Here is a 14,974-nt window from a genome sequence, read left to right on the forward strand (position 1 = left end):
AAGGCGCGGCTACGACGCTGTTTCCCAGGGATTGATCGTATTCAATCCGGCGGCCGCGAATGGGCCGGTGTCGCGGGTGGCGACCGTAAGACCGTTTGCTGCGGCCGTGGCCGCGATGTAGGCATCCGCATTGCCGATCGCCTTGCCTGAGGCTCTCGCCTTTACCATGAGGTCGGCATAGGCGCGCGACGCGTCGAGGTCGAAAGGCAGAATGCGGCCTGCAAACAGTGGCAACACATCCTGATCGAGACGATTGTCCGCGCACGCACCCGATGTTTGGGGTTGCAGGCAGCCACTCAGACCTTCGTATGCCGGCATTGGCGATCAGCACGGAAGGTAAGGTTTAGTCCGCGTTCGCAAAATGCCACTCGATCAGCGGCTTCATGTGCGGCATCAGCCCGTGCGGCAGGTCGGCGGCGTGGCGGATGATGACCGGACCCACGATCTCCGGTTCGGCCTCGGTTGCGACGAAGGCCGAGATGCGCCGCGCGATCTCCTCGGCGGGCTCGGGAACCCGGTAGCGGCGGAAGATCACCGTGCCGCTTTCCGTCGACAGGGCATGGTAATGCAGGCCGCGTGCGGCGCCTGAAATGTCGAGGCCGGTTTCTTCCCGCACCTCGCGGATCATGTTGAAATCGACATCGACGAGGCCATCGCGAAAATCCGCCGGTTCAAATGAACCGGCGGCGAAATAGACGCGGCCGGCAGTGACGGTGTGGGCGGCCATGCGAATCGCCACCAGCGCATTGTCGCCGGCCACAAGCATGGCATGGGCATAGGCGTGCTCGGCGCCGGAATTCTCGCGCCGTTTACGCCAAAGCATGAACGTGGAGTAGTTGACCGCGTGGCACCGGCCGACGAGGCGATTGTCGCGCCAGGCCAGTCGCGAGAGCAGCACCACGGGGCCGTCGAAGAGCGCGGGGTTGGCCGCGATCTCATGCTGCCAGTTCGCGGCGATCGCCTCGGCATTATCCAGCGAAAAAGGATGCGGGCCAGGGTCGAGCCGGACATCGACGGCGTCGACCGGCAAAATAACGTTGCGCGGCAGGTCGAAGCTCACGGCTCAGGCCATGTCCAGCGTGATCGCCACCGGACAATGGTCCGATGCCTTGGGCCGGTCCCAGCCGGCGCGCGGAAAGCGCTCCACTTCCTGGCCGGCGGGGAAGATCGTGCGCCAGGGCTGGCCGTTGCGGATGATGTCCGGGACGGCGGTGGCGTTCTTAGCCGCCAGTCCCTTGGACAGCAGGATATAATCGAGCTGGCACAAATGCCGCTCTTGCGGCCCACGCGTGTGGTAGAAGGTCCAGCGGTTCATTTCCGGCCGCCTCTCGACCACGTTTTCGCAAAAACCGCCAGCCGTCAGCACGTTGATGCAGGACAGGTTCTCGTCGACCACCTCGAAACGATAGCCGTCGAATTCGTCGCCGGCGATCTTCACGCGCTGGCGGTAATCGTTCATGTCGCCGCAGATCGCCCAGCGCTTGTTGGCTGCATGATCCGCCCCGAAGCGCTCCTCGATGATCCGGCGCACCGCCTGCGCCTCCGCGATGCGGACCGGCATCGTCGCTTCACGCCCGTCGAGCCCGTTGCGGGGCGAGCCCATCGACTTGAAGTGCACGAGATAGAGTGTCAGCGGCGAACCGCCAACGGTAATGTCCACTTCCAGGCAGTCGCGCCGGAAGATACGTTCATTGGGCTGGTTGCCGAGCGCCGCCAGCTCCGGCGTGTGCAGCCCGAACTGTTCATAGGTCACATAGGCGTGGCTGGTCATGCGCACGAATTCGATGGGCTGGCCCTGCGCGGTCTCGCTGCGCATCATCACGGCGACGTCGATGCCGCGCGAATCATTGCCGGCAGCGGTGTACTTCTGGCGGTAGCCCTGCCCCACCATCTTGAAAAGATAGCCATATTCGAACGCCTTGAGGGCTTCGATATTGTCGACCTCCTGCATGCAGATGATATCCGCGCGCGTGGCCGCTATGGCCAGCGCCGTCAGCTGCCGCATGTCGTCCGACTGCGCGATGGCGCGGGCCTGCTCCAGCATCTTGTACTCGGCCTCGCTCTGGATATCGAAGAGAGCCAGCGTCCGGTCCTCGTTGAGCTGGTTGCGGTATCCGGAGAAATCGAACCTGTTCATCAGGTTCTCGACATTGAAGGTTGCAAGACGCAGCGACATATCATGACCTTTGCCCGCAAGCGCGGCAGAAAACAAGGCCGGGCAACCACCAGCTGGAATCGATTGATCCTGGCGCGCCTCGCGCCATGGTTGAGGGAACCTTTCCGTTCATCCGCCGTTCAGACGCAAAGACCCACAGTGGGCCCATCCCAGGGTCGGCGTGGGGCCTGTTCTCTTGGAGAAGTGCAATGAACGCGCTCTTTTCTTCCACAGTCAAATCCGGGCTGATAGCGCTCGGTATCTTCTCCGGCATCACGGCACCATCCGCTGCCGGACCAATCCTTCAGCCGGAGCTGTCGATCCCAGCCAGCACCGCGGCGCCGACGGTCACGCCTGTGCGTGACAGCTGGGCCGGCGGCAACAACCGGAGCTTCAACAACGACTGGAGATGGCGCCGGTCGGGCGGGTGGAACCACGGCAATTGGAATCGCGGCGATTGGGGCGGCCGTCACTGGAGCGGTCGTCACTGGAACGGCGGCGATGATTGGCGTTGGCGCCGCCACCATTATCGCGGCCGCTACTATGATGACAGCGCCGGCGCCGCGATCCTGGGGCTTGGCTTGGGGCTCGGCCTCGGCAGCATGTACAACAACTACAATTACTACGATGCACCGCCGCGCCGCTACTATCGCGCCGGCCGGCTGTCGAGCGCCCATGTCCGGTGGTGCTACAACAGATACCGCTCGTATCGCGCTTACGACAACACCTTCCAGCCCTATAACGGCCCACGCCAGCAGTGCTACTCGCCCTATCGCTGAGCCAGGCCGCACAATCCTGCAATAAAAAACGGCGCCGCGCGGCGCCGTTTCTTTTGGAGCGTGGATCGCTCAGTTCTTCGCCTTGTCGACCAGCTTGTTCTTGGAGATCCACGGCATCATCGCGCGCAGCTTGGCGCCGACTTCCTCGATCTGATGGCTGTCGTTGTTGCGGCGGATGCCCTTGAAACGCGACAGGCCGGCACGGTATTCCTGCATCCACTCCGAGGTGAACTTGCCGGTCTGGATATCCTTCAGCACCCGCTTCATCTCGGCCTTTGTCTCTGCGGTGATGATGCGCGGCCCCGAGACATATTCGCCCCATTCGGCGGTGTTCGAGATCGAGTAATTCATGTTGGCGATGCCGCCTTCATAGATCAGGTCGACGATCAGCTTGACCTCGTGCAGGCACTCGAAATAGGCCATTTCGGGCGCATAGCCGGCTTCCACCAGCGTCTCGAACCCGGCGCGGATCAACTCCACCAGGCCGCCGCACAGCACGACCTGCTCGCCGAACAGATCGGTCTCGCATTCCTCGCGGAAATTGGTCTCGATGATACCCGAACGGCCGCCGCCGACGCCGCAGGCGTAGGAGAGCGCGAGGTCGAGTGCGTTGCCCGAAGCATCCTGGTTGACGGCGACCAGGCACGGCACGCCGCCGCCCTTCTGGTATTCGCCGCGCACCGTATGGCCGGGCCCCTTCGGCGCGATCATGACGACGTCGACCGTCGACTTCGGCTCGATCAGGCCGAAATGCACGTTGAGGCCATGCGCGAAGGCGATTGCCGCGCCGTCGCGGATGTTCGGCGCGATCTCGTTTTTGTAGATGTCGGCCTGCAATTCGTCGGGCGTCGCCATCATCATCAGGTCGGCCCATTTGGCGGCGTCGGCCACGCTCATCACCTTGAGCCCGTCGGCCTCGACCTTCTTGGCGGTCGCCGATCCGGCCTTGAGGCCGATGGCGATCTCCTTGGCGCCGGAATCCTTGAGGTTGAGCGCATGCGCCCGGCCCTGGCTGCCATAGCCGATGATGGCGACCTTCTTGCCCTTGATCAGGTTGAGATCGGCATCACGATCGTAATAGACGCGCATTTTTGTCTTCCTTCCCGTTTGAAGATCAGAGGCCTTGCGGCCCGGTTTTTGCTCCGAAAAGAGCGAGAAACTGCTGCGTCGCGCGGACGGCATCACCGCCGATCGCCGCCTCAGTCAATTCCAGCCGGTCGCCAAGCAAGAGACGGATCTGCACGTCGCGGGCGACCAGCCCGAAAAACGTACGGAACGCCGTCTCGGCGTCCGAGAAATCGAGCAGCCCGGCCTGGCGGCCGGCCTCCAGCACCGGCTTCAGGCGCTTGGCGAGGGCAAAGCGCCCGTTCTCCAGCACCACCGCGCCAAGATCATCCTTGCCCGAACCGGCATGGCCGACCGCCACCCGGTTGAGTGCGATCGAAGTGTCGCTGGAAATGACCTTCAGCCAGTCGGAAGCAAATCGCTCCAGGCTCGCGGCCAACGACGCAAGGTCGAGCCCCCTGCCGTCGACCGCCGTCACCCGCACCTTCGAGGCCTGCCATTGCACCGTCGCCGTCAGCAGTCCGTCGCGGTCGCCGAACCATTTGTAGAGCGTTTCCTTGGAGCAGCTCGCCCGCCGCGCCACTGCGGTCATGGTCAGATTGTCGCCCTCTTCGACCAGCAGGCGGAGCGCTGCATCCAGGACCGCCTTCTGACGCTCCGTCAGCGCTTCGCCGTTGTCGATATCGGCATTTGCCTGCAACACGCTCTGTTCCCGTTTGATGGTAGAGCCGTAGATCGCCCGAGCTCAGTACCGTACGTTACGGTTCGGCATATTGCGCAATCCGAAGATCGGCGCAAGGCCAAAATGACGAAATGTCTTTCCCGTGTCCCCGCAGCCGCGCAACGCGTATGTTCAGTCGCCGGCTGGCGGATCGCGCAACCGCCCGAGCAAGGCCGATACCGTGTTCAGTTCTTGCGGCGAAAGCTTGTCGCCAACCAGCTCCGCGATCGACCTGCCATAGACGGCCCACATACGGCGGCGCGTCTCTCGTCCCTTGGCCGTGATGCGGACGGTTTGGCCGCGGCCGTCATCAGCCACCGGCAGCTTCTCGACAAACCCATCGGCTTCAAGTCGGGCCAGCAGCCGCGAAATATTATACTGCGCGAACAGGGTTCGTTCGATCAGCTGGAACGGCCGCAAGCCGCCCTCGCCCGCCTCAGCGAGTTCGTGCAGCACGTCATACCAGGCAAGCGGCGGCAGGCCGCCTTCCTTCAGCGCGTCTTCGGCACGTTCCACCAGCTGGCGTGATACCCGCATCAGGCGTGCCCAGGTCTTGATGGCCTCCGGCGATGGCATGGCTGTCTCGATCATGACGGCATCATAAGAGATAGATGCAATTGCATCAAGCTTGACGACCAATGCATTTGCATCTAGATAGATGCGAATGCATCGATATTGAGAGGCAAATCCGATGAAGCATGCCAACACCCTCATTCTCGTCAGCCATCCCCTTTGCCCCTATGTCCAGCGTGCGGCGATCTCGCTGACCGAGAAAGGCGTGCCGTTCGAGCGCGTCGACATCGACCTCGCCAACAAGCCTGACTGGTTCAAGGCGGTCTCGCCGCTCGGCAAGGTGCCGCTGCTGCGCGTGCAGCGGGGGAACGATGAGACGGTGATCTTCGAATCCGCTGTCATCCTCGAATTCCTCGAAGAAACTGAGGCCAATCCTCTCCACCCGGCCGACCCCTATGCCCGTGCCCGGCATCGTGCCTGGATCGAGTATGGCTCAGCCATCCTCAACGCCGTCGGCCGGTTCTATTCGGCGTCGACCGAGGCAGGATTCCTTGCCGAGTCTCGGACGCTGTCGGAAATGTTCGATCGTGTGGAGACCGAATTGGCGGGCGAAGCCGGCCGGACTGGACCATGGTTCGAAGGCGGGCGCTTTTCGCTCGTCGACGCAGTCTACGGCCCTGTCTTCCGCTACATCGATACCTTCGACCGGATCGGCGATTTCGGCATTCTGGACGGCAAACCGCTCGTCCAGGCCTGGCGCCAGGCATTGAGTGGACGCCCGTCCGTCAAGCATGCCGTGGCGCAGGACTATCCACTGCGCCTGCATGCCTTCCTGCGGGCGAAGGGATCGTATCTTTCGACGGTCATTCGCAAGAACGATCCGGCCAGCGCGCTTCCGCCAGCCCAGTTCGGCTGAACGGATCGACCACCGTGCCGGCCACCATCGAGGCCAGGAACTGCGGCGAATGCGCGGCGTCGCGGCGCCACCACGCGGCTTATGCCTGGGCGGCATCAAAATCCGCACGCGCTTCGCGCACCGCATCATGGTTGAGTTCGGCCCATAGGATCAGTTGATGAAAGGCGCCGAACATCGAGCGCCCGAGATCGGTCAGGCTGTATTCAACGCTCGGTGGTTTGGTCGGGAACACTTCACGATGCACATAACCGTCGCGTTGCAAATCGTGCAGTGTCTGGGTCAGCATGCGCTGCGAAATGTCAGGCACCAGCCGCCGCAACTCGCCGAAACGATACGGCCTTTCAGCCAGCGCCATCACCAGCAGCGATCTCCATTTGCCGCTGACGCCCTGGATGACATTGCGAACCGGACAATCGGCAAAATTACCGCCCCCGCTCATCGCTTTGTAGGTCTCCAGCTTCGATTTCAGATTGGTGACCTTGCCGTCCATCGCTGGTTCCCTGGGTGTGCCTACCTCCCGAAAAACTGCCTTCTTTACGGCGACAGGTCAATTCCTATTTTAGTGCTGGTCTCTTTCTGAGACCACTAGAGCACCCGCCGCTTCGGCACAAATCAGGATCTCCGATGACCGAAACCCTTCTCGTCACCGGCGCCTCCGGCCAGCTTGGCCGCGGCGTCATCCGCTATCTCCTGGACGCGCATAAAACTCCGCCTGCAAAGATCATCGCTATCACGCGCAATCCCGAAAGCCTGGCAGATTTGGCGGTGCGCGGCGTCGTTGTCAGGGCCGCAGACTTCAACGACGCCATTTCGCTGGAAACCGCATTCAAGGGCGCCGACAAGGCGCTGATCATTTCGACCGGCGATCTCGATCTCAAAAGCGGCAAGCGCCTGAAGCAGCACGAGAATGCCGTCGCGGCGGCCAAAAACGCCGGCGTCTCGCACCTGCTCTATACCTCGATGCCCAACCCGGAACCGGTGTCGCCGGTCCTGTTTGCCGGTGACCACTACAGCACCGAGCAGGCAATCAAGGCGAGCGGCATCCCCTACACGATCTTCCGCAACGGCTGGTACCAGGAGAACCTGTTCATGGCGCTGCCGCACGCGATCGCCTCGGGGCACTGGTACACGTCCGCCGGCGAAGGCCGCATCGCCCATGGCGCGCGCGACGACATGGCAGCGGCGATCGCCGCCGGTCTCGCTTCCGGCTCGACCGACAACAAAACCTACACGCTGACTGGCCCGCAAGCGTACACGACGGCAGAGATCGCCGCCCTTGTCAGCGAAGTCACCGGCAAGCCGCTCGATGTCGTGCAGGTTTCGGATGATGTCCTGACCGAAGGGGTAAAGGCATCAGGCGTTCCCGAGGATTTTGCCGGCGTCATCGTTTCCTTCGACGTCAACACGCGTGCCGGCCGCATCGCCATGGTGACGGACGCGATCGAGATGCTTTCCGGCAGGACGCCAAGGACGTTGAGACAATTCCTCGAGGCGAACAAGGCTGCCCTGGCAGGTTGAAATCCACGCGGCGGGAAGTCTGTTCTCGACTTTCCGCCCCTACTTCGATGTTTTGATCAGGCCGTGCCGAATAAGGCTCTCTCCGGTCGCAGCCAGCGCGTCTTCGCGCGAACGCGACTTCCAGCCGAGCATGCGAACCGCCTTGGCATTGGTGGCATTCTTGACCTTGCCCAGCTCAGGCACGAGCTGCGCGACTTCCGGATTGAACAGTCCCACCATGCGCACCAGCCAATCGGGAAGCTCTCTGGTCGAAACGCGCTTCGCCGCGTTACCGAGCCGCTTTCTCAAGGTTTGCGCGATTTCCCGCACGGTCATGAAATCGCCGGCCACCGCCAAGAAGCGCTCGCCGTTGGCAGCTGGATCGGTCATGGCGCGGATATGCAGGTCCGCCACGTCGCGTGCATCGACGACGCCGAAGGACAGGCGCGGCAGCCCCGGCATGGCGCCATTCATCATGCGTTGGACAAATTCGGTGGAGGTCGAATGGTCCGGGCCAAGCACAGGCCCGAAGATGCCGACGGGGTTGACGGCAGCAAGCTCCAACCCGCCCGCCTCGGCGGCGATAAAATCCCAGGCCGCGCGCTCGGCGAGCGTCTTCGACTTCACATAGGCGCTGACCCTTCCCATCGGATCGGTCCAGCTCTCCTCGGTGAACGGACGGCCGTCGGGCGGCATCTTGCCGTAGCCGACAGCCGCGAAGGAGGACGTCAGCACGACGCGTCTGACACCGGCATCTCGTGCCGCCCGCAGCACCCGCAACGCGCCTTCACGGGCCGGAATGATCAGCTCGTCATCATGCTTGGGCACGCCGGGCGGGAACGGCGAGGCGACATGCAGGACATAGTCGCAGCCCGCAGCGGCTAGCGGCCAGCCGGCATCGCTCATGAGATCGGCGATTGTAAAGGAGAGCCTGTCATCCGGCTCGACGCCACCTGCCTTGAGCATGGCCAGGACATCGGCTTGCCGCCTGGCCGAGCGCACAGTCGTGCGCACGCGGTAGCCAGCCTTCAGCAATTCAAGGATACAGTGAGCGCCGAGAAAGCCAGATCCGCCGGTGACAAGCACCAATTCGCCGCTCATGCCCGTCCCCCGAAGCGTCAGCCCAAGGCGATCGAGACCGTCAGATCGCCACCTGCGTGCCGATCTCTACCACACGGCCGGTCGGTATCTGGAAATATTCAGTGGCGTCGGCCGCCGTGCGCGCCAGCCCGATGAACAGCCGGTCTTGCCACACCGGCATGCCGGAATTGGGCGAGGCTTTCAGCGAGCGCCGGGACAGGAAGAAGGAGGTCGTCATGATGTCGAACTTCCAGCCTTGCTTGCGGCAGATCGCCAGCGCGCGCGGGATGTTGGGCTGCTCCATATAGCCGAAGGTCAGCGTCACCCGCATGAACAGCTCGTTGACCGTCTCCATCTTGACCCGGTCGCTGTCGGGCACCACCGGCTGCGGCGCGGTCACCACCGAGAGGATCACATTCTGCTCGTGCAGCACCTTGTAGTGCTTCAGGCTGTGCATCAGCGCGGTCGGCGCGCTGAGCGGATCGCTGGTCAGGAACACCGCGGTGCCGGATACCAGTTGCGGCTTTTTCTTCAACAGATTGCCGGCCAGGAAATCGAGCGGGATCTCGTTGCGGCGGGTCTTGTCGAAGAGATAACGGCTGCCGCGCACCCAGGTCCACATCGCCAGAACGATGGTGAAGGCCACCGCCAGCGAGGCCCAGCCGCCTTCGAACACCTTGACGATGTTGGAAGCAAAGAACCCGACATCGATGAAACCGAACAAGGCTGTCATCGCGACAGCCACCCACAGCCGCCATTTCCAGATGCGGGTCATGACGACAAACAGCAGCACGGTGGTCACCAGCATGTTGCCGGTCACCGAGATGCCGTATGCCGAAGCCAGCCTGCTGGATTCGCCGAAGCCCACCACCAGCATCATCACCACCAGCGCCAGCAACAGGTTGACGCGCGGCATGTAGATCTGGCCGGACTGTTTTTCCGACGTGTGCAGGATTTCCAGCCGTGGCAGCATGTTGAGCTGCACCGCCTGCCTGGTCAGCGAGAATGCGCCTGAAATCACCGCCTGGCTGGCGATGACCGTCGCGGCGGTCGCCAGCACCACCATCGGGATCAGCGTCCAGCCTTCGTTCATTTCGAAGAAGGGATGTCCGACCACGCCGTTCTTGGCCAGCACGAAGGCGCCCTGGCCGGCATAGTTGAGCAGCAGGCAAGGGAACACGATCGCCAGCCAGGCGAGCACGATCGGCTTGCGGCCGAAATGGCCGAGATCGGCATAAAGCGCTTCGGCGCCGGTGACCGCAAGGAAGATGGCGCCGATGGTGACGAAGGCGACATCGGGCGAATTGATCAGGAAGGCGACGATATAGTGCGGGCTGATCGCCCACAGGATTTCCGGATCGGCGATGATATGGTTGAGGCCGGACAGGCCGATAGCCAGGAACCAGACCGCGGTGATCGGGCCGAAGATCAGCGCCACGCCGCCGGTGCCGAAGCGCTGCACCGAAAACAGAACCGCCAGGATGACCAGTGTCAGCGGCACGACATAAGGCTGGAAGGTCGGCGTGACGACATTCATGCCCTCGACCGCCGAGAGCACCGAAATTGCCGGGGTTATGACGGCGTCGCCGAAGAACAGCGAGGCGCCGACGATACCGATGCCCAGGATGATCGCCGAGCGCTTCGGGAAACTGCCGCGCGCCAATGCCATCAACGACAGCACGCCGCCTTCGCCGCGGTTGTTGGCGCGCAGCACGAACATGATGTATTTGATGGTGACGATGATCGTCAGTGACCAGATGATCAGCGAGAGAACGCCAAGAATGTCGCCACGGTCGGCCACTTCGCCGCCCGACGACGCCACCAGCGCCTCGCGGAACGCGTAGATCGGGCTGGTGCCGATATCGCCGTAAACAACGCCGAGCGCGCCGAGCATCAACACCTTGGTGCTGTGCTGCTCGATCTCAGGATGGCTCGATTGTTCGACGGTTTCTGCCTCACTACCAGTGTTGGCAAGGGCCATGAACGACACTCCGATAAGCGGGCGGTGCTCTACGCTTGCTGCGATGCAATATCAAGTACCGTCGCGTTATGGCTGCCATGCTTTGCACGCGAGGCTGCCACCATTACCACCCGCAAGCCCTGAGAAATCGGCCCACCGTGCCGGCCATGCCATACTCCAACGCGTCGGCTGTCAACCCATGTCCGATCGACACTTCGGCCAATGCCGGAACGCGTCGCGCCAGGGCCGGCAGGTTGCTCACCGTCAGATCGTGCCCGGCATTGACCTCAAGGCCCGCGACAAAGGCCGCATCGGCGGTTTTTCCCAGTCTTTCCAGCTCCTTGGCCGCCTTGGCGGAATCGGCATGGCAACTGCCATAAGGTCCCGTGTAAAGCTCGATACGGTCGGCGCCGGTATCGCGCGCGGCGTTTATGCCGGCAGGATCCGCATCGGAGAACAACGAGACCCGGAAACCGCCCTTCTTCAGGCGTCTCACGATCGGTGTCAGGAACGCTGCATCGGCGATGAAGTTCCAGCCATGGTCCGAGGTTGCCTGGGAGGGATCGTCAGGCACCAGGGTCACCTGTTCCGGTTGATGCTTTTCCACGAGAGCCAGGAAATCCTCGGTCGGATGGCCCTCGATGTTGAATTCGGCCCGCGGGAACTCATCGTCGATCAAGGCCCTGATCTCAGGCAGGTCTGAACGGCGGGTATGGCGCTCGTCCGGGCGAGGATGCACCGTCAGCCCATGCGCTCCCGCCGCAAGCGCGATGCGGCCAAGCCTGATCACATCGGGCCACGGCAGGTCGCGCCGGTTGCGCAGCATGGCGATGGCGTTGAGATTGACGGAAAGCTTTGCGGGCATGGCTTCGGATCCTGCTCGATTTCGGCGCATCTATACCGCCTTTGACTGGAACAGATAGGGGGTTTCCGGTGTTCCAGAAGATCGCATGACGTTTGTGAAAGGATACGATCCCTTGAATTTCCTCGAAGCCGTGCCGGCAATCCGGCGCATCGATACGGACCGTGAGGATCTCTTCGCCATCGATATCGTCGGCCATGTCTCGGCGGCCGACGCGGAAAACCTGTTCGGCCTGCTCGAAGCGGCTTACGCGCTTCACCCGCGAATCGATGTGCTGGTGCGCGTGATCGATCATGACGGCGTCGACTGGAGCGACATATCGGACGAGACGCTGCGACAGGGCGCGGTCCAGGCCGCAGAGCATATCGGCCGTTGTGCCGCGATCGGCGAGCCGGACTGGACGGCGCAGGCGCGAGACTTCCTCCCTACCCCGCCGCCGGTCGAACTCAGGCATTTCAAAGACGAGGCCGATGCCTGGCAATGGCTCGGCGCCAGGCAACTGGGCTCCGCTACCTGACGATCGTCAACCGTTCGGCCGCCCGGGTGATCGCGGTGTAAAGCCAGCGCTGGCGCGTTTCCTTGAACGCCCAGCTTTCGTCGAACAGCACGATCTCGTTCCACTGCGACCCCTGCGCCTTGTGCACGGTCAGCGCATAGCCATAGTCGAAATCATCGAACCGCTTCTTCTGCTGCCACGGGATATCGGCGTCGGGATCCTCGAACGCCGCCTTGAGCAGCTTGATCTTGGCGACACCGCGGTCCGGATCATCCTCTTCGGGCGACACCAGGAGGTTGATGCCAGGTTTCACCGTCTCGCGCGACGAGGTCATCACCTTCCACAGCGAACCGTTGAGCAGGCCCTTGGCCGGGTCGTTGCGCAGGCACACCAGCTTGTCGCCGGCCTGCGGATAGTCGGCATTGAACCCCTTGAGCTCGCGCAGGCGCTGGTTGTAGCGGCGGCGCGTGCGGTTGGTGCCGACCAGCACCTGGTCCGCCCTCAGCACTAGGTCCTGGTTGACGTCTTCCTTGCCGATCACCTGCGCCGTGCCGTAGTCGCCGCGCATGAATTCGCGCCCCTCGCGCACGTCGAGCGCCAGCCGCAGGATCGGATTGTCGCGCGCCTGCCGGTGGATTTCGGTGAGCAGGAAATCCGGCTCGTGGTCGGTGAAGAAGCCACCGCCCGAGATCGGCGGCAACTGGCCGGGATCGCCCAGCACCAGGATCGGCGTGCCAAAGCTCAAGAGGTCACGGCCAAGCTGCTCGTCGACCATCGAGCATTCGTCGATGATGACCAGTTTCGCACGCGAGATCGGGCTCTGCCGGTTGAGCGAAAAAGTCGGCGACATCGACGTCTTGCCAGTCACCTCGTCTTCGACCGATTCCTCCCCCTTGGGCCTGTAGATCAGCGAATGGATGGTGCGGGCATTGACCGCGCCCTTGGAGCGCAGCACCTGCGCCGCCTTGCCGGTGAAGGCGGCGAACTGCACCTGGCCGTCGACATGTTCGGCGAAATAGCGCGCCAGCGTCGTCTTGCCGGTGCCGGCATAGCCGAACAGCCGGAACAATTGCGGCTTGCCGGCCTTGAGCCAGCGCGCGACCGCCTGCAGCGCCTCGTCCTGTTGGGGTGAAAATTCCATCTGATCGTGTGACCGGATTCGCAAGGGAAAGACAAGATGGCGGCCACCGCCATCGAGGCAGCCGGCGGCAAACAAGGTTATCAGGCGAGGACGGGAACGTAAAGGGAACGGGCGGCGTGTCCGCACGATCACCCGACGGCGTGCGGATCGTTCTCCAGCAGGATCGGCTTGCCGTGCGGCGTGGCATGCGCGGCGCGCTCCCAGGCCCGTGCCATTGCATCGACATCGGGCTTGGCGGCCAATCCTTTCGACGCCAGCAGCGCTTCCAGCGCCGCCAACCAATGTTCGTAATAGTCATGGCCGTCAGCCCCCGCGCCGGGTTTCTTCACTTCGGCCGACAGTGCCTGCGCCCACTCGCTCCACGAAAACAGGCCCTTGTCGTGCAGCGCCACCGTCATCGCGAAGGCTTCGGCCTGCCAGGGCTCGGCGAAGACGGGCGCATCGAGGCCGGCGGGCAGACCGGCAGGCCCGTTCGCCTCAGGCCGGTTCAAGATAGTTCTCCCAGGCATCGATGGACACGGTCAGCGTCGGATCGGCCCCGTCGCCCCAGATCTCGGCTCCGTCGAAAACCACCGTATAGACCCATTGCGGGTTCTCGCCCTGCCCATGCGCGTTGGTGTCCGGGAATACAAAGCCGTCGCGCACCGCTTCGATCCTCCCATGCTTGCCACGCGCGTAGCGCGGCAGCCTGGTGTGGCCGGTCGGATTGAAATTCCTGGTCCGCACGCGGTCGCCGGCCCTGAACCGCGGCGCCGTTTCGACCGGCCGGTTGCACGGAGCGCCCTTGGCCAGCACGGCCGGAACGTCATCGGCCTTCAGCACTCTTTTGGGCGTCGCCGCCGCATCGATCGCCTCGCCTGCCTTGAGATCACGCTCGCTGACGAAACCATGGCGCTTGAGCAGGGTTTCCAGCGCCTTGATCCAGATCTGGTAGTAGCTGGAGGCATAATAGTCGGCCGGATGCAGCGATTCCCGCGCATGCCGGCTCTCATCGATATTCCAGGCGCCCATGGCGCCGGCGGTGAGCGTCACGCCGAGCGCCCGCCGCTCCCAGTCGGCATGGAAATACGGCTCGTCCCGTTCCGGCGCCACCGGCCCGAATCCCATCTGTCCGCCGACATCCTGCGGGCCGTTCATGCCGGATCCCCCGTTTTTTCCGGTTTTTGGGCTAGCACAGTGCCGATCATCGCATCGCGGCTTACCAATTCGGACAAGCGCTCCTCACTCCAGCCTTCGGTTCCTTGAGGCCGCATCGGGACGACGAGATAGCGTAACTCCGCGGTCGAATCCCAGACGCGTATCTTTGTCGAGGCCGGCAGCGTCAGCCCGAATTCCTCAAGCACGCCGCGCGGATCGATGACCGCGCGCGAGCGATAGGGCGGCGCCTTGTACCAGACCGGCGGCAGGCCGAGCACCGACCACGGATAGCAGGAGCACAGCGTGCAGACGACGAGATTGTGAGTCTCTTCGGTGTTGAACACCGCCTGCATGTGCTCGCCTTGCCGGCCGGTATAGCCCAGCGATCCGATCGCCGCCGTAGCATCGCGCTTCAGCCAGTCGGCAAAAGCGGGATCGCTCCAGGCCTTGGCCACCACCCTCGCGCCGTTGCGGGGACCGATCTTAGTCTCGTAGGTATCGACGATGACATCGATCGCGGCCGGATCGATCAATCCCTTGCGGGTGAGAATGGTTTCCAGCGCGCGCACGCGGGCGGCAAACGGATCGAGTTCGTTGTCGTGGTCATGATCGTGGGACATGGTCATAAACTACGGCTGGGATCCGCCGGCCG

At 63.1% G+C, this 14,974-nt stretch carries 17 protein-coding genes and 1 pseudogene; 4 read left to right on the plus strand and 14 right to left on the minus strand.

Going from position 1 to position 14,974, the window contains the following annotated elements; all coding sequences use genetic code 11:
* Nucleotides 1-9: 9 nt before the first annotated feature.
* From FJ979_RS02410 to FJ979_RS02420, 3 genes and pseudogenes are all read right to left on the minus strand, one after another.
* Nucleotides 10-258, minus strand: a pseudogene (locus FJ979_RS02410) (PIN domain-containing protein); the annotation flags it as partial.
* 85 nt (nucleotides 259-343) lie between these two features.
* On the minus strand, nucleotides 344-1,060 hold the full coding sequence (locus FJ979_RS02415; RefSeq protein ID WP_140516449.1) for a hypothetical protein: 717 nt from the start codon (nucleotides 1,058-1,060) through the stop codon (nucleotides 344-346).
* Between the two features lie 3 nt (nucleotides 1,061-1,063).
* On the minus strand, nucleotides 1,064-2,176 hold the full coding sequence (locus FJ979_RS02420; protein WP_140516451.1) for an endonuclease/exonuclease/phosphatase family protein: 1,113 nt from the start codon (nucleotides 2,174-2,176) through the stop codon (nucleotides 1,064-1,066).
* Between the two features lie 188 nt (nucleotides 2,177-2,364).
* Between FJ979_RS02420 and FJ979_RS02425 the strand changes: the two genes are divergently transcribed.
* Nucleotides 2,365-2,934, plus strand: a complete 570-nt coding sequence (locus tag FJ979_RS02425) for a BA14K family protein (RefSeq protein WP_140495400.1) — start codon at nucleotides 2,365-2,367, stop codon at nucleotides 2,932-2,934.
* A 69-nt stretch (nucleotides 2,935-3,003) separates the two neighbouring features.
* On the opposite strand, the gene ilvC is transcribed toward FJ979_RS02425, so the two are convergent.
* From ilvC to FJ979_RS02440, 3 genes are all read right to left on the minus strand, one after another.
* On the minus strand, nucleotides 3,004-4,023 hold the full coding sequence (ilvC, locus tag FJ979_RS02430; RefSeq protein WP_140495398.1) for a ketol-acid reductoisomerase: 1,020 nt from the start codon (nucleotides 4,021-4,023) through the stop codon (nucleotides 3,004-3,006).
* 25 nt (nucleotides 4,024-4,048) lie between these two features.
* Nucleotides 4,049-4,702, minus strand: a complete 654-nt coding sequence (locus tag FJ979_RS02435; protein ID WP_140516455.1) for a TetR/AcrR family transcriptional regulator — start codon at nucleotides 4,700-4,702, stop codon at nucleotides 4,049-4,051.
* Between the two features lie 150 nt (nucleotides 4,703-4,852).
* Nucleotides 4,853-5,311: a MarR family winged helix-turn-helix transcriptional regulator gene (locus FJ979_RS02440; protein WP_140516702.1), complete on the minus strand. Its 459-nt coding sequence runs from the start codon at nucleotides 5,309-5,311 to the stop codon at nucleotides 4,853-4,855.
* 100 nt (nucleotides 5,312-5,411) lie between these two features.
* On the opposite strand from FJ979_RS02440, the gene FJ979_RS02445 reads away from it, so the two are divergent.
* On the plus strand, nucleotides 5,412-6,149 hold the full coding sequence (locus FJ979_RS02445) for a glutathione S-transferase family protein (RefSeq protein ID WP_140579973.1): 738 nt from the start codon (nucleotides 5,412-5,414) through the stop codon (nucleotides 6,147-6,149).
* A 79-nt stretch (nucleotides 6,150-6,228) separates the two neighbouring features.
* Here the strand turns inward: FJ979_RS02445 and FJ979_RS02450 are convergent, their stop codons facing one another.
* Complete coding sequence (locus tag FJ979_RS02450) at nucleotides 6,229-6,639, minus strand: helix-turn-helix domain-containing protein (RefSeq protein ID WP_140495388.1); 411 nt, start codon at nucleotides 6,637-6,639, stop codon at nucleotides 6,229-6,231.
* 134 nt (nucleotides 6,640-6,773) lie between these two features.
* Here FJ979_RS02450 and FJ979_RS02455 point away from each other — a divergent pair, with 134 nt between their 5' ends.
* A complete protein-coding gene (locus FJ979_RS02455; protein WP_140495386.1) occupies nucleotides 6,774-7,667 on the plus strand; it encodes an SDR family oxidoreductase in 894 nt (297 codons plus the stop codon).
* 39 nt (nucleotides 7,668-7,706) lie between these two features.
* Here the strand turns inward: FJ979_RS02455 and FJ979_RS02460 are convergent, their stop codons facing one another.
* From FJ979_RS02460 to FJ979_RS02470, 3 genes are all read right to left on the minus strand, one after another.
* The gene (locus FJ979_RS02460; RefSeq protein WP_140521164.1) at nucleotides 7,707-8,747 is read right to left on the minus strand and encodes an aldehyde reductase; all 1,041 of its coding nucleotides are present in this window, start codon (nucleotides 8,745-8,747) and stop codon (nucleotides 7,707-7,709) included.
* A 40-nt stretch (nucleotides 8,748-8,787) separates the two neighbouring features.
* The gene (locus tag FJ979_RS02465; protein ID WP_140495382.1) at nucleotides 8,788-10,707 is read right to left on the minus strand and encodes a potassium transporter Kup; all 1,920 of its coding nucleotides are present in this window, start codon (nucleotides 10,705-10,707) and stop codon (nucleotides 8,788-8,790) included.
* A 103-nt stretch (nucleotides 10,708-10,810) separates the two neighbouring features.
* Nucleotides 10,811-11,551: a pyridoxine 5'-phosphate synthase gene (locus FJ979_RS02470; RefSeq protein WP_140516468.1), complete on the minus strand. Its 741-nt coding sequence runs from the start codon at nucleotides 11,549-11,551 to the stop codon at nucleotides 10,811-10,813.
* A gap of 112 nt (nucleotides 11,552-11,663) precedes the next feature.
* Here FJ979_RS02470 and FJ979_RS02475 point away from each other — a divergent pair, with 112 nt between their 5' ends.
* On the plus strand, nucleotides 11,664-12,065 hold the full coding sequence (locus FJ979_RS02475) for an STAS/SEC14 domain-containing protein (RefSeq protein ID WP_140521265.1): 402 nt from the start codon (nucleotides 11,664-11,666) through the stop codon (nucleotides 12,063-12,065).
* On the opposite strand, the gene FJ979_RS02480 is transcribed toward FJ979_RS02475, so the two are convergent.
* The 4 genes from FJ979_RS02480 to nthA all read right to left on the minus strand — a co-directional run bounded on the left by FJ979_RS02480 (nucleotide 12,058) and on the right by nthA (nucleotide 14,942).
* Complete coding sequence (locus tag FJ979_RS02480; RefSeq protein ID WP_140516474.1) at nucleotides 12,058-13,185, minus strand: ATP-dependent RecD-like DNA helicase; 1,128 nt, start codon at nucleotides 13,183-13,185, stop codon at nucleotides 12,058-12,060. The two genes, FJ979_RS02475 and FJ979_RS02480, sit on opposite strands and share 8 nt — an antisense overlap.
* A 128-nt stretch (nucleotides 13,186-13,313) precedes the next feature.
* Complete coding sequence (locus FJ979_RS02485; RefSeq protein WP_181167329.1) at nucleotides 13,314-13,676, minus strand: nitrile hydratase accessory protein; 363 nt, start codon at nucleotides 13,674-13,676, stop codon at nucleotides 13,314-13,316.
* Nucleotides 13,663-14,322, minus strand: a complete 660-nt coding sequence (nthB, locus tag FJ979_RS02490; RefSeq protein ID WP_140579974.1) for a nitrile hydratase subunit beta — start codon at nucleotides 14,320-14,322, stop codon at nucleotides 13,663-13,665. Before nthB ends, FJ979_RS02485 begins: the two co-directional genes overlap by 14 nt.
* Nucleotides 14,319-14,942 (minus strand): nitrile hydratase subunit alpha, encoded by a 624-nt coding sequence (nthA, locus tag FJ979_RS02495; RefSeq protein WP_140559564.1) that lies wholly within the window; start codon nucleotides 14,940-14,942, stop codon nucleotides 14,319-14,321. The genes nthB and nthA overlap by 4 nt, the downstream gene beginning before the upstream one ends.
* Nucleotides 14,943-14,974 lie beyond the last annotated feature (32 nt).

It is taken from the genome of Mesorhizobium sp. B1-1-6 (assembly GCF_006443035.1).
Lineage (GTDB): Bacteria > Pseudomonadota > Alphaproteobacteria > Rhizobiales > Rhizobiaceae > Mesorhizobium.